Origin of the sequence: Streptomyces sp. NPDC059166 (assembly GCF_042755185.1) — a bacterium.
Taxonomy (GTDB): domain Bacteria; phylum Actinomycetota; class Actinomycetes; order Streptomycetales; family Streptomycetaceae; genus Streptomyces.
The window spans coordinates 1-18,873 of record NZ_JBHZCI010000051.1 but is presented as its reverse complement, the minus strand read 5'-3'; the positions used below and the strand labels follow the sequence as shown (position 1 = coordinate 18,873).

The 18,873-nt window shown below is 70.4% G+C and carries 18 protein-coding genes and 1 riboswitch; of the genes, 6 read left to right on the top strand and 12 right to left on the bottom strand.

What is annotated here, in order from left to right; translation table 11 throughout:
* The first annotated feature begins 138 nt into the window (after window positions 1-138).
* Window positions 139-753 carry a uridine kinase gene (locus ACFXOA_RS28820; RefSeq protein ID WP_385034517.1) on the top strand — a complete coding sequence of 205 codons (615 nt, stop codon included), beginning with the start codon at window positions 139-141 and terminating at the stop codon, window positions 751-753.
* 376 nt (window positions 754-1,129) lie between these two features.
* On the top strand, window positions 1,130-3,037 hold the full coding sequence (locus ACFXOA_RS28815; protein WP_385034515.1) for an AAA family ATPase: 1,908 nt from the start codon (window positions 1,130-1,132) through the stop codon (window positions 3,035-3,037).
* 70 nt (window positions 3,038-3,107) lie between these two features.
* Here the strand turns inward: ACFXOA_RS28815 and ACFXOA_RS28810 are convergent, their stop codons facing one another.
* The 11 genes from ACFXOA_RS28810 to ACFXOA_RS28760 all read right to left on the bottom strand — a co-directional run bounded on the left by ACFXOA_RS28810 (window position 3,108) and on the right by ACFXOA_RS28760 (window position 12,875).
* Window positions 3,108-4,199 carry a hemolysin family protein gene (locus ACFXOA_RS28810; protein ID WP_385034513.1) on the bottom strand — a complete coding sequence of 364 codons (1,092 nt, stop codon included), beginning with the start codon at window positions 4,197-4,199 and terminating at the stop codon, window positions 3,108-3,110.
* Window positions 4,196-5,563, bottom strand: coding sequence for a hemolysin family protein (locus ACFXOA_RS28805; protein ID WP_385034511.1), 1,368 nt, complete (start codon window positions 5,561-5,563; stop codon window positions 4,196-4,198). The genes ACFXOA_RS28810 and ACFXOA_RS28805 overlap by 4 nt, the downstream gene beginning before the upstream one ends.
* A 188-nt stretch (window positions 5,564-5,751) precedes the next feature.
* The gene (locus ACFXOA_RS28800; RefSeq protein ID WP_385034509.1) at window positions 5,752-6,231 is read right to left on the bottom strand and encodes a PH domain-containing protein; all 480 of its coding nucleotides are present in this window, start codon (window positions 6,229-6,231) and stop codon (window positions 5,752-5,754) included.
* Between the two features lie 44 nt (window positions 6,232-6,275).
* Window positions 6,276-7,124 (bottom strand): ATP phosphoribosyltransferase, encoded by an 849-nt coding sequence (gene hisG / locus ACFXOA_RS28795; RefSeq protein ID WP_385034507.1) that lies wholly within the window; start codon window positions 7,122-7,124, stop codon window positions 6,276-6,278.
* Between the two features lie 55 nt (window positions 7,125-7,179).
* Window positions 7,180-7,452, bottom strand: coding sequence for a phosphoribosyl-ATP diphosphatase (locus ACFXOA_RS28790; RefSeq protein ID WP_014157415.1), 273 nt, complete (start codon window positions 7,450-7,452; stop codon window positions 7,180-7,182).
* 35 nt (window positions 7,453-7,487) lie between these two features.
* Window positions 7,488-7,973: a 6,7-dimethyl-8-ribityllumazine synthase gene (gene ribH / locus ACFXOA_RS28785; protein ID WP_385034505.1), complete on the bottom strand. Its 486-nt coding sequence runs from the start codon at window positions 7,971-7,973 to the stop codon at window positions 7,488-7,490.
* A 27-nt stretch (window positions 7,974-8,000) separates the two neighbouring features.
* Window positions 8,001-9,287 carry a bifunctional 3,4-dihydroxy-2-butanone-4-phosphate synthase/GTP cyclohydrolase II gene (locus tag ACFXOA_RS28780; RefSeq protein WP_385034503.1) on the bottom strand — a complete coding sequence of 429 codons (1,287 nt, stop codon included), beginning with the start codon at window positions 9,285-9,287 and terminating at the stop codon, window positions 8,001-8,003.
* On the bottom strand, window positions 9,284-9,928 hold the full coding sequence (locus tag ACFXOA_RS28775; RefSeq protein ID WP_385034501.1) for a nicotinamide riboside transporter PnuC: 645 nt from the start codon (window positions 9,926-9,928) through the stop codon (window positions 9,284-9,286). Before ACFXOA_RS28775 ends, ACFXOA_RS28780 begins: the two co-directional genes overlap by 4 nt.
* On the bottom strand, window positions 9,925-10,545 hold the full coding sequence (locus tag ACFXOA_RS28770; RefSeq protein WP_362673969.1) for a riboflavin synthase: 621 nt from the start codon (window positions 10,543-10,545) through the stop codon (window positions 9,925-9,927). Before ACFXOA_RS28770 ends, ACFXOA_RS28775 begins: the two co-directional genes overlap by 4 nt.
* Window positions 10,546-11,649, bottom strand: coding sequence for a bifunctional diaminohydroxyphosphoribosylaminopyrimidine deaminase/5-amino-6-(5-phosphoribosylamino)uracil reductase RibD (gene ribD, locus ACFXOA_RS28765; RefSeq protein WP_385034499.1), 1,104 nt, complete (start codon window positions 11,647-11,649; stop codon window positions 10,546-10,548). It lies immediately after the preceding gene.
* 162 nt (window positions 11,650-11,811) lie between these two features.
* Window positions 11,812-11,942: riboswitch (FMN riboswitch) on the bottom strand.
* 339 nt (window positions 11,943-12,281) lie between these two features.
* Entirely contained in the window at window positions 12,282-12,875 is a 594-nt protein-coding gene (locus ACFXOA_RS28760; protein WP_385034497.1) for a TetR family transcriptional regulator, read from the bottom strand.
* A gap of 67 nt (window positions 12,876-12,942) precedes the next feature.
* Here ACFXOA_RS28760 and ACFXOA_RS28755 point away from each other — a divergent pair, with 67 nt between their 5' ends.
* On the top strand, window positions 12,943-13,473 hold the full coding sequence (locus tag ACFXOA_RS28755; protein WP_385034495.1) for a GNAT family N-acetyltransferase: 531 nt from the start codon (window positions 12,943-12,945) through the stop codon (window positions 13,471-13,473).
* A 155-nt stretch (window positions 13,474-13,628) separates the two neighbouring features.
* Here the strand turns inward: ACFXOA_RS28755 and ACFXOA_RS28750 are convergent, their stop codons facing one another.
* Window positions 13,629-14,330, bottom strand: coding sequence for a pentapeptide repeat-containing protein (locus tag ACFXOA_RS28750; protein ID WP_385034493.1), 702 nt, complete (start codon window positions 14,328-14,330; stop codon window positions 13,629-13,631).
* Between the two features lie 171 nt (window positions 14,331-14,501).
* Here ACFXOA_RS28750 and ACFXOA_RS28745 point away from each other — a divergent pair, with 171 nt between their 5' ends.
* The 3 genes from ACFXOA_RS28745 to ACFXOA_RS28735 all read left to right on the top strand — a co-directional run bounded on the left by ACFXOA_RS28745 (window position 14,502) and on the right by ACFXOA_RS28735 (window position 18,718).
* Entirely contained in the window at window positions 14,502-14,840 is a 339-nt protein-coding gene (locus ACFXOA_RS28745) for a hypothetical protein (RefSeq protein ID WP_385034491.1), read from the top strand.
* Window positions 14,841-15,570: 730 nt separating this feature from the next.
* Window positions 15,571-15,774 (top strand): pentapeptide repeat-containing protein, encoded by a 204-nt coding sequence (locus ACFXOA_RS28740; protein WP_385034554.1) that lies wholly within the window; start codon window positions 15,571-15,573, stop codon window positions 15,772-15,774.
* 592 nt (window positions 15,775-16,366) lie between these two features.
* A complete protein-coding gene (locus ACFXOA_RS28735; RefSeq protein WP_385034489.1) occupies window positions 16,367-18,718 on the top strand; it encodes a chitinase C-terminal domain-containing protein in 2,352 nt (783 codons plus the stop codon).
* The last annotated feature ends 155 nt before the right edge of the window (window positions 18,719-18,873 follow it).

The window sequence follows — 18,873 nt, the reverse complement described above, 5'->3', positions numbered from 1 at the left end:
GGTGGGGCAACTATCGCGGTTCAGGACCGGATCCGGCCAGTGATTCTGCCCGTGCCGCGAAACCAATATTGGTCTGGTCCACTGGCGTGACCTGCGGGGAACCCGAATGGTCGCATCTGCCTCGCTTAGGGTGGACGCATGAACGACCTGGCTGACCGTGCGCGGAGACTGGGCTCCCTGGAGCCGTCGTGCGGGCCGGTGCGGCTCGTCGCCGTCGACGGCCACGCGGGGTCCGGCAAGAGCACCTTCACCGGGCGTCTCGCCGCGGCACTGGGCGGTGCCCCCGTGCTCGCGCTGGACGACCTGGCCACCCACGAGGAGCTCTTCGCCTGGACCGGCCGGCTCCGGGAGCAGGTGCTGGACCCCCTCTCCCGGGGGGAGCGGGCGCGGTACGCCCCCTACGACTGGACCGCACGGCGGTTCGGGCCCCCGAGGGTGCTGGCCCCCGCTCCCGTGGTGCTGGTCGAAGGGGTGGGTGCGGGCCGCGCCGCGGTGCGTCCCTTCCTGGCGGCGCTGCTGTGGATCGAGGGGGACGGCGAGGCGTCCTGGGCGCGGGGACGGCACCGCGACGGGCCGGAGCTGTCGGACTTCTGGGACGGGTGGACCGTCGAGGAGCGGCGACACTTCGCCGAGGATCCCTCCCGTCCGTTCGCGGATGTCCTGGTACGCCTGGTGCCCACGGGTTACGAGTGGCTGGAAGGGCCGCGTTCGACTGCGGGAACGGGTCGGTTCCTCACGGAAAGTGATGCCTGAGGCCGACGGTGCCTGCCGCCTGCGCGTCTTCGGGGGTCGGCGCGCCGCCGTGCGCCAACTCGCCTTGACCGGGCGGCCGTACAGGTTCTACGGTCTCAACGTGCGGCTTTTCGGAGCCCTCTCGTACGCGGAGCCCCCGGTCGTTCCCCCGTGACCGGGGGCTTCGTCACGCCTTCCGGCTCTCCGGATCACGCTCCCACTCACCGTGGGTGACCGCTTCCGTCGGCCCGCCACGCGATCCGATCACTCGTCGGCGGGGCGGGTACGATGCGTCTCGGGTGTGGTCAATTCCCCTCCCTGACACGGTGATTAGGAGCGCCGGGCTGGGCATGCTGTGCGGGCGGGGCATTCCGGGGCACGGCTTGTGGGGGACCTGATGGACATCGGCACGCAGGGCACGCACGCCCCGGCCGACCTTGCCTGGCTGCGCGGGGTGGACGCCTACACGATGGGCGCGTACCCCCAGGCCGAGGAGGAGTTCAGAGCCGCGGTGCGGTTCGACCCCGGCATGGCGGACGGCTGGCTGGGGCTGCACGCGCTGCGGATCGACACCACGACGGCGCTGTTACGCATGTACCGCCACCGCGACCGCTTCGGCGAGCAGCGCACCCGTCATCGCCGCACTCTCAACTCCTGGTATTGGCTCGGGTGGTGGGTGCAGCCCGTGCTGGAGAGCCCGCGCGACCTGCTGCTCGCCCACGCCTCGCACTGGCTGGACGGCCGTCACGTGGCCGAGCTGGACCGGGCGCTGGCCGGGCTGCCGCCGGTGGACACCGATCCCCAGGTCCGTTTCCTGCATGCCTGCCGGTCCTATCTGGTCAAGGACTGGGAGCAACTGGTGCGCACCACGGAGCAGTTGATCGACGACCCGTTGCTCGGCATCGAGGCCGGGCTGTTCGGCGGCATGGCGCGGGTGCGTCTGGAGATGTACGGGCAGGCCGAACCGATGCTGTCCACCGCCCTGATGCGCTGCCGCAGCGAGCAGCCCCAGCGCAAGGAGCTGCGCTACTGGCTGGCGCGCGCCCATGAGGGCACCGGCCGCAGCGCGGCCGCCCTGCCGCTGTACCGGGCGGTGCACCGTGTGGACCCGGCGTTCATGGACACCTCGGCCAGGCTCGCGGCGATCTCCGAGGGGGACGGTTACGACGAGGCCGTCGATCTCGCCCCCCTGACACTGGCCGGTCTCGGTTCGGACGTGCCCGGTGCGGAGGCCCGGACCGACGGGGACTCGGCACCGGGCACGGATCTGGCGGACGGCCGCGCCTCCGGGTTCGCCGGCGACGCACCGTCCCCGCCGGGAGGCGCGCCGTCCCCGGTGGCTCCCGGCGCGGACGGGATCCGGGTGAAGCCGGGGGCGCCCCGGGCGGCTGTCTTCCCCGCGGGACCGAGCGACCCGGTGATGCTTGCGCGGGCGCTGGCCGAGCTGGAGCGGATGGTCGGGCTCGAACCGGTGAAGCGCCAGGTCAAGGCGCTGTCCGCGCAGCTGAACATGGCCCGTCTGCGTGCGGAGCAGGGGTTGCCGGTGCAGCCGCCGAAGCGTCACTTCGTCTTCTCCGGACCGTCCGGGACGGGCAAGACCACGGTGGCCCGCATCCTGGGGCGGGTGTTCTACGCGCTCGGTCTCCTCGGCGGGGATCATCTGGTGGAGGCCCAGCGGTCCGATCTGGTGGGCGAGTTCCTGGGCCAGACGGCGGTCAAGGCCAATGAGCTGATCGACTCCGCGCTGGGCGGGGTGCTGTTCGTGGACGAGGCGTACAGCCTGTCCAACTCCGGTTACAGCAAGGGCGACGCGTACGGCGACGAGGCCCTGCAGGTCCTGCTCAAGCGAGCCGAGGACAACAGGAACCATCTCGTCGTCATCCTGGCCGGGTACCCGGAGGGGATGGACAGGCTGCTCTCGGCGAACCCGGGCCTGTCGTCCCGGTTCACCACCCGGGTCGACTTCCCCAGCTACCGGCCGCTCGAACTCACCGCGATCGGTGAGGTGCTGGCAGCCGAGAACGGCGACGCCTGGGACGAGGAGTCGCTGGACGAGCTGCGCAGCATCAGCGGGCACGTGGTCGACCAGGGCTGGATCGACGAGTTGGGCAACGGCCGCTTCCTGCGCACCCTGTACGAGAAGAGCTGCGCGTACCGCGATCTGCGTCTGTCGGGGTACGGCGCGCCGCCGACCCGGGACGATCTGGCGACGCTGCGGCTGCCGGACCTGATGCAGGCCTACGGCGAGGTGCTCTCGGGGCGAGGCCCGGTGGACCGGGACACCCAGGAACCGGGCGCCCTGTAGGCTGCCCGGCCCCGGGCGGCGGGCAGGCGCGGGCGCCGCCGTCCCGGCGGGGCGGGACGGCGGCACGGGCTCACCCGAGGGGCGCCATCGCCTTCGCCGCCGGGACCTCCACGGTGCGGCGGGGCACCGAGACCCGGTGGGCGGGGTCCCGGACCTCTCCCACCAGCATCTCCAGGACGTCCTCCATGGCGACGAGCCCGAGGACCTTGCCGGACGCGTCCGCGACCTGGGCCAGGTGGGTGGCGGCACGGCGCATGACCGTCAGGACGTCGTCCAGGGGGAGTTCCGCCCGCACGGTCGCCATCGGCCGCCAGATCTGCTGCGGGACGGCACGCTCGCCGTCCTCCAGCTCCAGGACGTCCTTGACGTGCAGGTAGCCCATGAACGGTCCGCCGCCCTCCGCGCACACGGGAAAGCGCGAGAAGCCGGTCCGTACGGTGAGCTCCTCGATCCGTCGCGGCGTGGCCGACGGGTCCACCGTGACCAGGGAGGCACGGTCGAGCAGCACGTCCGTGACGGGCCTGCTGCCCAGTTCGAGGGCGTCGCCGAGGCGATCGCGCGCCTCGGGTTCCAGCAGCCCCGCCTCTCCGGCGTCCTCCACCAGCCGGTTGAGCTGCTCGCTGGTGAAGACGGACTCGACCTCGTCCTTGGGTTCGACCTTGAAGAGCCGCAGGACGAGGGTGGCGCAGGCGCCGAGCGCCGAGGTGACGGGCCGGCAGAGCCGGGCGAAGCCGACCAGGCCGGGGCTGAGCCACAGTGCGGTCCGCTCGGGGGCCGCCATCGCCAGGTTCTTCGGGACCATCTCGCCGATGACGAGGTGGAGGAAGACCACGGTGACCAGGGCGACAGCGAAGCCGAGCGGGTGGACCAGGCCCTCCGGCAGGTGCATCGCGTGGAAGACCGGCTCCAGGAGGTGGGCGACGGTCGGCTCGGCGACGGCACCGAGGGTGAGGGAGCAGACGGTGATGCCGAACTGGGCGGCGGCCATCATCTGCGGGAGGTTCTCCAGGCCGTGGAGCACCTGGCGGGCTCTGCCCGACCCTCCGGCCGCGAGGGGCTCGATCTGACTGCGGCGTACGGAGACGAGTGCGAACTCCGCGCCGACGAAGAAGCCGTTGGCGAGTACGAGGAGACCGGCCAGGACGAGTTGCACGAGGCTCATCGGGCGGCCTCCAGCAGGTCCTGGGAGAGCGGTTCCGCGGGAACGCTCCGCAGGTCGGTCAGCCGGACGAACCGGACCTGCTCGGCCCGGTAGTGGCCGACCTGTCGGACGTGGATCCGCCACCCGGGCAGTTCCGCCCGGTCGCCGGGTGCGGGAATGCGCCCGAGCAGATCGGCGACCAGTCCCGCGACGGTCTCGTAGGGCCCTTCGGGGACGTCGAGGCCTATCCGGAGCAGGGTCAGCACCCGTGTGCTGCCCTCCACGTCCCAGCCGGCCCGTCCGTCGTCGGCGACGACGGGGACGAGCTCGGGGCGGTCGTCCCCTTCCGCGTCGTGCTCGTCCCGCACCTCGCCGACGAGTTCCTCGATGATGTCCTCGAGGGTGACGACACCGGCGGTCCCGCCGTACTCGTCCACCACGACGGCTATCGGCTGCTCGCTGCGGAGCCGCTGGAGCAGTTGCTCGACGGGCAGCGTCTCCGGCACCAGGAGCGGGGGCACGGCGATGAGACCGACCGGCGTACGCAGCCGCTCCCCGGCCGGCACGGCCAGGGCGTTCTTGAGGTGGACCATGCCGACGACCTCGTCGATGCGCTCGCGGTAGACGGGGAACCGGGACAGCCCGGTGGCCCGGGTGAGGTTGAGGACGTCCGCGGCCGTGGCCGACGCCTGGAGCGCGCTGACCCGCACCCGCGGAGTCATGACGTGCTGCGCGGTGAGGCCGGCGAGGGACAGGGTCCGCACGAAGAGGTCGGCGGTGTCCTGCTCCAGGGTTCCGGCCTCGGCGGAGTGCCGGGCCAGCGAGACCAGCTCACCCGGGGTCCGCGCGGAGGCGAGCTCGTCGGTCGGCTCGACGCCGAGCAGCCGGACGAGACGGTTGGCGACGGTGTTCAGCGCCGTGATCACCGGTCGCAGCAGGGCCGAGAAGCGGTGCTGGGGGCCGGCGACGAACCGGGCGACCTGGAGCGGCCGGGAGACCGCCCAGTTCTTCGGCACCAGCTCGCCGATGACCATCTGTACGGCGGAGGCGAGGAGCATGCCGATCACGACGCTCACGCCGGGTACGACCCCTCGGGGCAGTCCGGTGGCGGTGAGGGGCCCGGCGAGGAGCTGGGCGAGCGCCGGTTCGGCGAGCATGCCGACGACCAGCGAGGTGATCGTGATGCCGAGCTGGGTGCCGGACAGCTGGAAGGAGAGCTCGCGCAGGGCGGCGACGACGGTGCGGGACCGGCGGTCGCCTTCGGCGGCGGCGCGCTCGGCGTCCGGCCGCTCCACGGTGACGAGCCCGAATTCGGCTGCCACGAAGAATCCGTTGGCGAGGATGAGGAGGAATGCCGCGAGGAGCAGCAGCAGGGGGGTTGTCATGCCGCCGCCTCCGGGGAGGGGGCGGCGCAGGTACTACCGGACGATCCGTCCATTGCTGGAGGGAGTCACTCCTTGGGTCGCAGGAATGTGCCCCGCGGGCCTGACGGCCCTTCTGGTGCGGGGCGGGGCGCACCGGGTGCGCCGCCGGACCCAGAATAATCGGGATCCGGCCGTACGGGGCAGGGGGCTCAGCCGTTCTCCGTGGCCTCGTTCACTCCGCTGCCGTGGTGCTCGGCGAGCGCGCGCAGCGCCCGGGCGTCACGGATGGCCCGCTCCCGGGCGATTCCGGGCTGGATGCCCAGTGCGGGAAGGCTGGTGCCGTCGCTGAGGTCGAGGAAGACCCACGGGTCACCCGCGCGCAGGTTGACGCGGAGGATCTCCGCCCAGGCGAGCCGGCGCGTGCGGGTGATGTTGACGACCGTGACACCGGTCTCGTCGGCGGTGACGCGGGGCCTGCTGAGCAGTGCCAGGACGCCGAAGAAGAGCAGGGCGACGAAGACGAAGCTGGCCCGCTCCCCCGCGCCGAGGTTCTCCAGGATCATCGCGACCGCTGTGATCACGATGAACATGGCCGCTCCCACCGCCAGCAGGACCACCCGGGTGAGGGTGGGCCTGAAGGTGGCCGGCAGGGCGGGGAGTTCGTGCGGCGCGGGGGTGGGGGCGGACATGGCGGGGTGTCGTCCTCGGGGTGCTGTGGGCTGGCGGCCTGCCGTCAGAGGCGGCAGGCGTGGATGGCCGTCGTGAGGATGGCGCGCGCTCCCAGTTCGTACAGGTCGTCCATGACCCGCTGGGCCTCCTTGGACTCGACCATCGAACGGACGGCGACCCAGCCCTCGTGGTGGAGCGGGGAGATGGTCGGCGACTCCAGGCCGGGGGTGAGGGCGACCGCGCGCTCCAGGTGCTCGACACGGCAGTCGTAGTCCATCATCACGTAGCTGCGGGCCACCAGGACGCCCTGCAGGCGGCGGAGGAACTGCTGCACCTTGGGGTCCTCGGTGTCGGCGCCCCTGCGGCGGATCACGACGGCCTCGGACGTCATGATCGGCTCGCCGATGACCTCCAGTCCGGCGTTGCGCAGGCTGGTGCCGGTCTCGACGACGTCGGCGATGACCTGGGCCACGCCGAGCTCGATGGCGGTCTCGACGGCGCCGTCGAGGTGGACGACGGATGCCTTGACGCCCGCCTCGGCGAGGTGGGCCGCGACGATCCCCTCGTAGGAGGTGGCGATCGTCATGCCGTCGAAGTCCTGGGGGCCGGCGGCCGTGCCGGGCTTCGTGGCGTAGCGGAACGTGGAGCGGGCGAAACCGAGCTTGAGGATCTCCTCGGCGTCCGCTCCGGAGTCCAGCAGCAGGTCGCGGCCGGTGATGCCGATGTCGAGGCGGCCCGAGCTCACGTAGATCGCGATGTCGCGCGGCCGCAGGTAGAAGAACTCGACCTCGTTGGTCGGGTCGACCAGGACGAGTTCCTTCGACTCCTTGCGCTGCTGGTAGCCGGCCTCATGGAGCATCGCCATCGCAGGTCCGGAGAGTGAACCCTTGTTGGGGACGGCGATGCGCAGCATGAGGTCGGGTTTCCTTTGTGCGAAGGGATGGGTTCGGGAACGTGCGGTGGGTGGCTCAGAGGTGGGCGTAGACGTCGTCGAGGGAGATCCCGCGGGCGACCATCATCACCTGGACGTGGTAGAGCAGCTGCGAGATCTCCTCGGCGGCGGCTTCCTTGCCCTCGTATTCGGCGGCCATCCAGACCTCGGCGGCCTCCTCGACGACCTTCTTGCCGATGGCATGCACGCCCTTGCCCACCAGCTCGGCGGTGCGGGAGGTGGAGGGGTCGCCGTCGGCGGCCTTGAGCTGCAGCTCGGCGAAGAGCTCTTCGAAGGTTTTGTTCGCCATGATGGTCCTTAGAATACGGGGTCCCGGAGTGCCGCTCAGCGCCAGGGTTCGCTCACCGTGCGCAGGGTCGCGGCGGTGGCCACGGCAGCGGTGACCGCTTCGTGGCCCTTGTCCTCGCTGGAGCCTTCGAGCCCGGCCCGGTCCAGGGCCTGTTCCTCGTCGTCACAGGTGAGCACGCCGAAGCCGACGGGCACGCCGGTGTCGACGGTGACCTGGGTGAGGCCGCTGGTCACACCCTGGGACACGTATTCGAAGTGGGGGGTGCCGCCGCGGATGATCACGCCGAGGGCGACGATCGCGTCGTAGCCGCGGCCGGCGAGCACCTTCGCCACGACCGGGAGCTCGAAGCTGCCGGGGACCCGGAGCAGCGTCGGCTCGTCGATCCCCAGGTCGTGCAGGGCCCGCAGGGCGCCGTCGACGAGCCCGTCCATGACCTTCTCGTGCCACTGGGCCGCGATCACCGCCACCCGCAGGTCTCCGCAGTTGCGTACGGACAGTTCGGGTGCGCCCTTGCCGCTCATGTCTCTCCTGTGTGTGGTGTTCGGTGCTTACTGGTTGCCGCAGGTGGACGCGGAGGCGTCCAGCCAGGGCAGGTCGTGCCCCATGCGGTCGCGCTTGGTGCGCAGGTAGCGCAGGTTGTGCTCGCCGGCCTGGACGGGCATGGGCTCGCGTCCGGTGACCTTCAGTCCGTGCCGTACGAGCGCGGCGGTCTTGTCCGGGTTGTTGGTCATCAGCCGCAGGCTGCGCACTCCGAGGTCGCGCAGGATCTGGGCGCCCGCCGCGTAGTCCCTGGCATCGGCGGGGAGGCCGAGTTCGAGGTTGGCGTCGAGGGTGTCGGAGCCGCGCTCCTGGAGTTCGTAGGCGCGCAGCTTGGACAGCAGGCCGATGCCGCGGCCCTCGTGGCCCCGGAGGTAGACGACGATCCCGCGTCCCTCGGCCGTGACGCGTTCCATGGAGGCGTGCAGCTGGGGTCCGCAGTCGCAGCGCTGCGACTGGAAGATGTCGCCGGTCAGGCACTCCGAGTGGACCCTCACCAGGACGTCCTGGCCGTCCCCGAGGTCTCCGTGGACGAGTGCCACATGCTCGACGCCGTCGACGGTGGAGCGGTAGCCGTACGCGGTGAAGGGGCCGAAGGTGGTGGGCAGCCGGACCTCTGCCTCACGGCGCACCGTGGGCTCCGAGGTCCGCCGGTAGGCGATGAGGTCCTCGATGGAGATGATCGTCAGCCCGTGCTTGCGTGCGAAGGGGACGAGCTCGGGAAGGCGCAGCATCACCCCGTCCTCGCCGGCGATCTCGACGATGGCCCCGGCGGGGCGCAGTCCGGCGAGCCGGGCGAGGTCGACGGCGGCCTCGGTGTGGCCGTTGCGGACCAGCACACCGCCGGTCCGGGCGCGGAGCGGGAAGACGTGGCCGGGGCGCACGAAGTCGGCCGCCTCCGCCTTGCCGCCGGCCAGCATCCGCAGTGTGGTGGCGCGGTCGGCGGCGGAGATCCCGGTGGTCACGCCGTGCGCGGGCGAGGCGTCGACGGAGACGGTGAAGGCGGTCCTCATCGACTCGGTGTTGTGACCGACCATCTGCGGGAGTTCGAGGCGTTCCAGCTCGTCGTTCTCCATGGGCGCGCAGATCAGGCCGCGGCATTCGCTCATCATGAAGGCGACGATCTCCGGGGTCGCCTTCTCCGCGGCGATGACGAGGTCGCCCTCGTTCTCGCGGTCCTCGTCGTCGACGACCACGACGGGGCGTCCGGCGGCGATGTCGCGGATCGCCTGCTCGACGGGGTCGAGCGACAGGTCATCCGAGGTGCGGTCGTGCAGCCAGGTGGGCTGGGCAGTCATGCCGTGGCTCCTTCCAGAGCGGGTGTCCGCGTACGCAGCCACCAGTCGCGCATGCCCCACAGGACGAGGGCGCCGTATACGACGTAGATCAGACCGGAGAAGGCGAGGCCGCTGTGGAAGTTGAGCGGGACGCCGACGAGGTCGACGAGCAGCCAGGCGAACCAGAACTCGACCATGCCGCGCGCCTGGGCGACCATCGCCACCAGCGTGCCGGCGAAGATGTAGGCGTCGGCCCAGGGGCTCCAGGACAGGGACGGGAAGGCGGTGAACAGTCCGCCGACGGCGAGCGTGCCGAGCGCGGCGCCGCCCACGAGGTAGCCGCGTTCACGCCAGGTGGCGAAGCGCACGGCCAGCGTTCCGTCCTGTGCCTGCTGCCTGCCGCGGGTCCACTGCTGCCAGCCCCAGACGGCGACGGCGATGACGATCAGCTGCTTGCCGACGCTGCCGGCCTGCTGGACGGAGACGTTGGCCGCGACCAGGACGACGCCCGACAGGAGCTGGGCCGGCCAGGTCCACACGGAGCGGAGCCAGCCGAGGGCCAGCGCGGCCAGGCCGATCGTGTTGCCCAGCATGTCCGACCAGATGATGTGCTGCCCGAAGGCCGTGAACGCCTCCGAGTTCAGCCAGTCCAGAGTGCTCATACGAGGCTCTCCCCCGATGCGGGCGTGACGCCGTGGGCGAGGAGGCGTTCGACGTACTTGGCCAGGACGTCCACCTCGAGGTTGACCGGGTCGCCGGGCTGCTTGATGCCGAGCGTGGTCAGCGCGAGGGTCGTGGGGATGAGGCTGATGGTGAAGTGGTCCGGGGCGGCGTCGACGACCGTCAGGCTCACGCCGTCGACGGTGATCGACCCCTTCTCCACCACGTACCGGGCGAGCCCCGAGGGCAGCGAGATCTTGACGATCTCCCAGTTCTCGGAGGGCCGGCGCTCGACGATGTGGCCCGTGCCGTCGACGTGTCCCTGGACGATGTGGCCGCCGAGGCGTCCGCCGAGCGCCATGGGGCGTTCGAGGTTGACCCGCGAGCCGGTGGTCAGGGCGCCGAGGCTGGAGCGGTTCAGCGTCTCCGCCATGACATCGGCGGTGAACTCGTCCTCACCGAGATCCACCACGGTCAGGCAGACGCCGTTCACGGCGATGGAGTCGCCGTGCTTGGCGCCCTCCGTCACCACGGGGCCGCGCAGTCGGAAGCGGGAGGCGTCGTCGAGCTTCTCGACGGCGGTGACCTCACCCAGTTCTTCGACGATTCCGGTGAACACTCAGTTTCCCTTCCGAGCAGGAACGGGGACGGCGGTGATGCGCAGATCGGGGCCGATACGGACGGTCTCGGTCACATCGAGGCGCAACGCCTGGGAGATGGTGGAGATTCCGGCGTCGGCGAGGGCCGCGGGGCCCGCGCCGAGGAGCACCGGAGCGAGATAGCCGACGACCATGTCGACCACTCCCGCGGCGACGAAGGAGCCGGCAAGGACCGGACCTCCCTCGAGGAGTACGGAGCGGACGCCGCGCCCGTGGAGGGCGGCGAGCAGGGCGGGGATGTCCAGGCCGGACCCGCCGGAGGCGGCGCGCGGCAGGCGCAGGACGGCTTCCGGGGGGAGGTGGCCGGTCTCGGCGTCCTCGGCGACCGCGATCAGGGTGGGCGCGGTCCCGTCGAGGACCCGGGCGCCGGGCCGGACGGCGGTGGCGGAGGTGTCGACGACCACCCGGAGGGGCTGAACGGCTCCCTCGACACCGCGCACGCCGAGCTGGGGGTCGTCGGCACGGGCGGTACCCGAACCGACGACGACGGCGTCGGCCTCGGCGCGCAGCCGGTGGACGTCGGCGCGGGCTTCGGCTGAGGTGATCCACCGGCTGGTGGAGTCGGCGGCGGCGATACGGCCGTCGAGGGTGGCGGCGTACTTCCAGAGGACGTACGGGCGGCCGAGGCGGACCGAGGTGAGCCACGCCGCGTTCCCGGCCTCCGCCTCGTCGGCGAGGAGTCCCTGCTCCACCTCGACGCCGGCGGCGCGAAGGGTGTCGGCACCACCGGTGGCCTGCGGGTTCGGGTCGCTCACCGCGTAGACGACGCGCCGGATTCCGGCCTCGACGAGCGCCTGCGCGCAGGGGCCGGTGCGTCCGGTGTGGTTGCACGGCTCGAGGGTGACGAGGGCGGTGCCGCCCCTGGCCCGCTCCCCGGCGTCGCGCAGGGCGTGGACCTCGGCGTGCGGTCCCCCGGCGCGCTGGTGGAAGCCTTCACCGGCCGGCTCGCCCGTCGCGTCGAGGATGACGCATCCGACGACCGGGTTCGGGCTGGTGGCGCCGAGTCCGCGTGCCGCGAGCGTGATCGCTCGCCGCATGGCGGTGCTTTCGGCTGCGGTGGCCACCGGGTCCTCCTGCCTCTTCGGGCACGGACTCCGGGGCTGTCGATGACGACAGATGAAGCGGAACGCAACAGGGGAACGCCCGCGGCCGGATACACGGACGCGATCGCTCCGGGACAACCCGGAACGCGTCCGCCGACACGACGGCGTACCTGTGACGGCCCGCCGCGCACTGCCTCCCATCCGGACTTTCACCGTCGGTCCAGGAATCTCACCTGGTCAACCGGCCGCTGGATGCGGACGGGTCGCGGACTATAACCGCCGGTTCGGAATTACACCGACCCCGGAGTGCGCTGCTGCTGGTACACAGGTCATTCTGCCACGTCCGTCAACGGTCCATACGGGTGACCTCTGTGGGGCGGCTCACAGAGCGTGGGCGCGACTGCGGGAGTGGTGATCGCGCCCGGGCTCGGCGGCCGAGCACGTCCCTGCTGGTCAGCGGCGCGGCGCGTGAGCCGGTCGGCCTCCGGATGCAACACCCCCTGCCGAACGCGACGTACACGCAGAGTCGAGGGCGGTCCCGTATCCGCAGACCGTTGGCGGGTGTCCGTTTCGATCGGCTTGGCCGAGATCATGTTGAGGCCGCGCCGCAGACGTGCCGGAACTGGAGGAGGACCGGTCCGGCATCGAGGGGGTCAGGCGCCTGTGGTGCCGGCGTGCAGCAGGGCGAGCTGGTGCTCGACGGCCACGGTGAGCCGCGCATCGTCGTCGGTGGCGAGGAGGTCGAGCAGGGCGCCCCGTAGAACGGCCAGGGCCAGGGTCCGGCGGGTGACACCGTCCTCGCTGTCGCGCTCGGACGGCGGCTGGAAGCCGGCCAGGACGCCGAGCCAGTCCTCCACCGTCGCCCGGGCGAATCCCGCCCAGGCCCCGTCGGGCTGGACGAGGGAGCGGGTGTACGCCTCGGCCCATAGCCGCAGCAGCGGCCGATGCTCCTTCGCGGCGAGCCACGTCCAGAGCCGTTCGACGGCGGGCACGAGCCCGCCGGGGCCGTCCGGCTGCCGGGCCCGGTCCAGGAGTGCCAGCTCGTCGGACCGGGCGCGCGCCAGGAGCGCCCGCAGCAGACCGTCCTTGCTCTCGAAGAGGAAGAGCAGGACCCGTGGACTGGAGCCGATGGCCTCAGCCAGCGGGCGCAGCGACAGGTCGGTCAGACCGTGGGCGAGGGCGTACCGGTAGGCCGCTTCCAGCAGCTCGGCCTGCCGGGTGGAGGGGGTTGGCGCTTCCCTGGACATGCAGCTAGCCTAACTGAAACAGTCGTTTCAGTAGTGCAGTTCAATCGCGGGGCCGGGAGAGCAGCGCATGCATCAGCAAGATCAGAAGCAAGTCGTCATACGCCGCGCCGACCGTCCCGGCGACCTGGGATGGGTCGTGATGGCCCACGGTGAGGCATACGACCAGCAGTTCGGCTGGAACACCGACTTCGAGGTCCTGGTCGCCAATATCGTCGCCGACTACGGAACCAGGCACGATCCGGCACGAGAGGCGGGCTGGATCGCCGAGGTCGACGGCCGACGCGTGGGCTGCGTCTTCCTCGTCGCGGGCGACCGGCCGGAAGTGGCCAAACTGCGGATTCTGCTCGTCACCCCGGAGGGCAGAGGCCTTCGCCTCGGGACGCACCTGGTGGAGGAGTGCCTCGCATTCGCTCGTGAAGCGGGTTATGAGCGGGTGACGCTGTGGACCAACGACGTGCTCACTGCGGCGCGCAAGCTCTACCGAAACTTCAACTTCACCCTCGCCGACGAGGAGCGCCACCACAGCTACGGCCAGGATCTCGTGGGCCAGAACTGGACCCTCGACCTGCGCATCGGCGCGACGGACAGCGACAGCTGACCGACACGGCGAAGTCCGAGTTGGCCCGTGCCGGGGCCCTCCGACGGCGGCCACCATCATTCTGCGATCGCTGGGGGTGGGGTGTGCGTATCGGGCCCACAGCGCTTCGAGCCCCGAGCTCGCCGCTTACCAGCCGACGAACCACCGGCAGCGAACTACTCGAAGACGATGCCGGCCTCGCTCGCCAGACTCAGAGCCAGTTCCATCGAGCCCGGACCCTTCACCACGACTCCCCTGAGTGAGGCCGCGCCGCCCACGTCGGCAAGGGTGCAGTTCTCGAAGCGGACGCTTCCCGGGACCAGGTGCGCGAACTGGGCGCCTGTGAGGTCGCAGTTGGTGAACCGGACGTTGTGCATCTCGGACCTCTGGAAGTCCACACCGCGCATGGGGACGTCCTCGAAGGCGACGCTGTGGAACTTGCACTCACGGAAAAGCACGTGGTCGGCCTTGCCGCCCTCGAAACGCACATCACGGAAGGTCGAAGATCTCCACGACGATCCGGTGACACGACTGCCCGACACAGTGCAGCGGATCAGGGAGACATCGCCGGCCTTCAGCTCGGCGAAGTCACAGGTGTCGAGGACCGAGTCGGAGAACTGGCTCTGCCGAATCATGGCTCCGGAGAAGCGGACCCCCTCGAACCGGCAGCTCTCAGCCTCGAACGCCTCGGCATGCACACCGGCGAACGAGGTGCCGACATACGTGACGCCCTTCACGGTCGCGTCGTCCTCCAGGGCGTCCCGCCATGGTTCCGCCGGGTCGAGCTGGGACGGCAGTCGAGGCGCCGAGGGGTTCTTCACCGGTCCGCCCTGCCGCATGGCTCGGGGCATCCGTACCGCGCCTTCCTCAGTGGTCAAGATTCTTCCGGAACGATCAGTGCAGCCTAACCCGCCTTCACGGGAGCGGGCTGTCCGACGGATGGGCAAGTATGCGAGAAGTGGCTTTGACCAGCAAGAAAGGGTTTGCTTCGAGCCGCCTCGCAGAACCTGGCCGCCGCTCGGGTCGCCCCACTTGGGCAAGGCCTGACCTTGATACCGACGACCGACGAGCTCTTCGACAGCGTCACGGACGGCAGCGCTGACAGCCCGCTGGGATTCTGGAAACTGCCGGGAGCCTTCGACCAGATCCTCGCGGAGTGGTCGACGGCAGGGCCGGTCGCCCATGCGGAGGCCGACTACTTCGGTGGCGCCGGCGAACAACGGGCCGCGGTCTGGGCGAATGGAGCGCTCGAGTGGGGGCCGCTCCGGACGGACAGCTCGATCTCACGGGCACTCAAGCGACTGGGTGCGGTAGCAGGGGCGGCCACGGACGAGATCTCAGCCGTTGGGCTGGACCGGCACCGGTACATGGAGGACCGGGGCGAGTAGGAGCTGAGCCGTTACCGGACGACGCTCCCTTGCCGATCGACGGCGTCCGGGGAGTGGTGCAGCCGATCGTGGCCGGGTCACCGCTGCTCAGGTGCGGTTCTCTTCGGCGAGCCGCACCAGGACATCCAGGTCCGGGACGTCCAGCGCCGGTATCCGCAGCCAGGCGAACGGGAATCCGGACGCGCCGCCGTCGACTTCGTACTCCACGCGGAGCATCGCGCCCAGTTCCTCCTCGTCCTCGGAGAAGATGACGACGCTGTAGCGGCACGAGGTGATGGTGTGCCAGGGGATCTTCTTGCCGTCATGGTGCAGCGCGTCCGCCGTGGCGGTCAGTGGGCCGAAATCCACCTGGCCGCCGGCCGCGAGCGTCGCCTTCGCCCTGGCGAGATGCAGTTCGGTCACCGGAGCGTTGACGCGCTGCATCAGCGGCGCGATGACAGAGGGGGGCGAGGACGACAACTGGCCGGTACGGAAGGCGGGCTCCGGCGTGACGACGGGCGGGTCGGCCAGCAGTGAGCCCACGACCGTGCCGTCGGTGAACTCCAGCAGCAGTTCATGCAGCCACTTCGTGATCATCAAACCGTCGGCGGCTTCGCCGTCCATGTCGTTGGCGTGCCACACGTGGGCAACCTCCGACCACTGGTAGGGGCGGCGCTCATCGCCGTCGGTCAGCACCACGCCGTCATCGTGCACGGCGAGCGTCACCCCCCGCCGCCCGCCAGGTCCGTCGATATGCGCAGGCAGCGTCCCGCGCGCCGATCCGGCCGAGAACTCCGGCTCGCCCGTCACAGGCGCGTTCTTCTCCGGCGCGTCCTTCTCAGGCACATCCTTCTCCGGCACGTTCGTCTCCGACGCGGACTTCTTTCGCCACCAACCAGCCATGAGCTCTCCCCCGGAATCGGCATTCAACACCGGTGACGTGCACCGGAGTTAGCAAACTTTGCCCCGGCGATCACACTATCCGGCGGACAGGATTCGGGGCCAGAGCGTCGCAACGAGGGCCTCGGTCCAAGCCGCCGCCCCACAAGGGAATCCGCCTTGAATCGGCGCGCCCCCAGCTCGGCAGTGTGATCCTTCGCCGTCCTGGCCTCGCACAGCGGTGAAAACGCAGATCCGACAGGTCAGCGTACGCATGGATTCCCGGCCTCGACGCGCTTGCGCGCTCACGCATTGCTGCGACGGCCCGCGTGTTCGACCCCGCAGCCAGGAGATGACCCACCATCCGCCGGTTCTCGGTCGAAAGTGGTCCTGCCCCCGGTCACCTCTCCACCTTTCCGCGAGCGTACAGCCGCCCCTCCCCCACCAGGACGAGGCAACAAGCCGTCGCGGGACGGAGGCCACCGCCGTGACCTGCGATGCCCCGCCCAGGGCGAATGGTCCGTACCTATTGACTCATTGGTCTAGTCCTCTTAATCTCTGCTCCACCTCCCGAGGAACGTCCACAGGGTGTGCGCACACCCGGACCTCACGCAATGCCATCCCCGTATGCCAGTTGTGTTCTGCCGACCTCCCAGGAGGAACAACACATGCTGTCCCCCACCCGCGCGAGAGCCACCCTGATGGCAGCCGGCGCAGCCGCCGCCCTGCTGCTGGGTTCCCTCACCGCGTCCCCGTCGGCCGCCGCGGCCGACCAGGAGTCCTGTCGGCCCGACGGGCTCTACAAGACCCCCGGTGTCGACGTGCCCTACTGCTCGGTCTACGACAGCGAGGGCCGCGAGAAGATGGGCGCCGACCACCAGCGGCGCGTCATCGGCTACTTCACCAACTGGCGTACCGGCAAGGACGGCAAGCCGGCCTACCTCGCCTCGGACATCCCGTGGGACAAGGTCACCCACCTCAACTACGCCTTCGCCCACGTCGACGGCGGCAACAAGATCTCGGTGGGCGCCGACGGTCCCGACAACGCCTCCACCGGGATGACATGGCCGGGTGTCGCCGGAGCCGAGATGGACCCCGCGCTCCCCTACAAGGGCCACTTCAACCTGCTGAACAAATTCAAGAAGCAGCACCCGAACGTGAAGACCCTTGTCTCCGTCGGCGGTTGGGCCGAGACCGGTGGCTACTTCGACGACAAGGGCGCCCGGGTGGACTCCGGCGGCTTCTACTCGATGACCACGAACGCCGACGGTTCCGTGAACCAGGCGGGCATCAACACCTTCGCGGACTCCACCGTCGCCTTCATCAAGAAGTACGGGTTCAACGGGGTCGACATCGACTACGAGTACCCGACGACGATGAAGGACGCGGGCAACCCGCTGGACCACACCCTGGCCAACGCCCGCCGTGCCGGTCTCGTCAAGAGCTACTCCGCGCTGATGAAGACCCTGCGCGAGAAGCTGGACCGCGCGTCGGCCGCCGACGGCAAGCACTACATGCTGACGGTCGCCGCCCCCTCCTCCGGCTACCTGCTGCGCGGGATGGAGACCTTCCAGGTCCAGAAGTACCTGGACTACGTCAACATCATGTCCTACGACCTGCACGGCGCCTGGAACGAGTACGTCGGCCCCAACGCCTCGCTCTTCGACGACGGCAAGGACGCCGAGCTGGCGCAGGCGAGTGTCTACTCCACCTCGCAGTACGGAGGTGTCGGCTACCTCAACACCGACTGGGCCTACCACTACTTCCGCGGCTCGATGCCGGCCGGCCGGATCAACATCGGGCTGCCGTACTACACCCGCGGCTTCAAGAACGTCCAGGGCGGCACCAACGGCCTGTGGGGCAAGGCCGCCACGACGGACTGCCCGGCGGGCGCGGGCCTGACCAAGTGCGGTGACGGAGCGGTCGGCATCGACAACCTCTGGCACGACCTGGACACCAACGGCAAGGAGTCGCCTGCCGGTTCCAACCCGATGTGGCACGCGAAGAACCTCGAGAAGGGTGTGGTCGGCGACTACGTCACGAAGTTCGGCATCCCCGCGTCGACCCAGCTGACCGGCACCTACGTCCGCAACTACGACTCCACGCTCGTGGCGCCGTGGCTGTGGAACGCCCAGAAGAAGGTGTTCCTCTCCACCGAGGACGAGCAGTCGGTGGCCGCCAAGGCGAAGTACGTCGTCGACCGGGGCATCGGCGGCACGATGATCTGGGAGCTCGCGGGCGACTACGCGTGGAACGCCGCCAAGGGCCAGTACGAGCCGGGATCGACGCTGACCTCGTCGCTCTACGACACCTTCAAGTCGGCCTCGCCGTACGGCGCGAAGCGGTCCACGATCGCTCTGCCCTCCCAGGCGCTCGACATCGACGTGTCGTTCGACCAGTTCCCGCTGGGTGACTCCAACTACCCGATCAGCCCCAAGCTGAAGATCACCAACAACACCACGGCGACGCTGCCCGGCGGCACGGAGTTCCAGTTCGACTACGCGACCTCCGCACCGGCCAACGCCAAGGACCAGTCCGGCTTCGGCACCAAGATCGTGCGCAGTGACCACACCGCCGCGAACAACGTCGGCGGGCTGAAGGGCGACTACAACCGCGTCTCGCTGAAGCTGCCGTCGTGGCAGACGCTGGCGCCCGGCGCCTCCGTGCAGCTGGACTTCGTCTACTACCTCCCGACGTCGACGCCCTCCAACTGGACCGTGACCTTCGGCGGTTCCACATACGCCCTGGCGGGAGACCTGGCCCGCGGCACCACCGTTGTCCAGCCCGGCACGGGAGGCACGCCCACCCCGACCCCGACCCCGACACCCAGCCCCACGTCGACCACGGGCCCGGGCGGCGGCACCTGCTCCGCGCCCGCCTGGAGCGCCACCGCCGAGTACGGCGGCGGTACGACGGTGAGCCACGGCTCCCACACCTGGAAGGCCCGGTGGTGGACCAAGGGCGAGACCCCCGGCACCACCGGTGAGTGGGGCGTCTGGCAGGACCTCGGGGCCTGCTGACCCCAGCCCCGGGACTGAGCGTTCCACGGACACACCGCCCCGGGGGGGGGGCGCCCCCCCCCCCCCCCCCGCGGGGGGGGGGGGGGGGCCCCGGGCGCCGGGGCCCGGGGGGTGGCCGGGGCGTTATAAAAAAAATAGGAGGCGCCCGAGAGGGG

What these genes read in the sequence shown, in the direction of transcription:
- ACFXOA_RS28820 (WP_385034517.1), top strand. Translation starts at nt 139, where the DNA reads ATGAACGACCTGGCTGACCGTGCGCGGAGACTGGGCTCCCTGGAGCCG.
- ACFXOA_RS28815 (WP_385034515.1), top strand. Translation starts at nt 1,130, where the DNA reads ATGGACATCGGCACGCAGGGCACGCACGCCCCGGCCGACCTTGCCTGG.
- ACFXOA_RS28810 (WP_385034513.1), bottom strand. Translation starts at nt 4,199, where the DNA reads ATGAGCCTCGTGCAACTCGTCCTGGCCGGTCTCCTCGTACTCGCCAAC.
- ACFXOA_RS28805 (WP_385034511.1), bottom strand. Translation starts at nt 5,563, where the DNA reads ATGACAACCCCCCTGCTGCTGCTCCTCGCGGCATTCCTCCTCATCCTC.
- ACFXOA_RS28800 (WP_385034509.1), bottom strand. Translation starts at nt 6,231, where the DNA reads ATGTCCGCCCCCACCCCCGCGCCGCACGAACTCCCCGCCCTGCCGGCC.
- hisG (WP_385034507.1), bottom strand. Translation starts at nt 7,124, where the DNA reads ATGCTGCGCATCGCCGTCCCCAACAAGGGTTCACTCTCCGGACCTGCG.
- ACFXOA_RS28790 (WP_014157415.1), bottom strand. Translation starts at nt 7,452, where the DNA reads ATGGCGAACAAAACCTTCGAAGAGCTCTTCGCCGAGCTGCAGCTCAAG.
- ribH (WP_385034505.1), bottom strand. Translation starts at nt 7,973, where the DNA reads ATGAGCGGCAAGGGCGCACCCGAACTGTCCGTACGCAACTGCGGAGAC.
- ACFXOA_RS28780 (WP_385034503.1), bottom strand. Translation starts at nt 9,287, where the DNA reads ATGACTGCCCAGCCCACCTGGCTGCACGACCGCACCTCGGATGACCTG.
- ACFXOA_RS28775 (WP_385034501.1), bottom strand. Translation starts at nt 9,928, where the DNA reads ATGAGCACTCTGGACTGGCTGAACTCGGAGGCGTTCACGGCCTTCGGG.
- ACFXOA_RS28760 (WP_385034497.1), bottom strand. Translation starts at nt 12,875, where the DNA reads ATGTCCAGGGAAGCGCCAACCCCCTCCACCCGGCAGGCCGAGCTGCTG.
- ACFXOA_RS28755 (WP_385034495.1), top strand. Translation starts at nt 12,943, where the DNA reads ATGCATCAGCAAGATCAGAAGCAAGTCGTCATACGCCGCGCCGACCGT.
- ACFXOA_RS28735 (WP_385034489.1), top strand. Translation starts at nt 16,367, where the DNA reads ATGCTGTCCCCCACCCGCGCGAGAGCCACCCTGATGGCAGCCGGCGCA.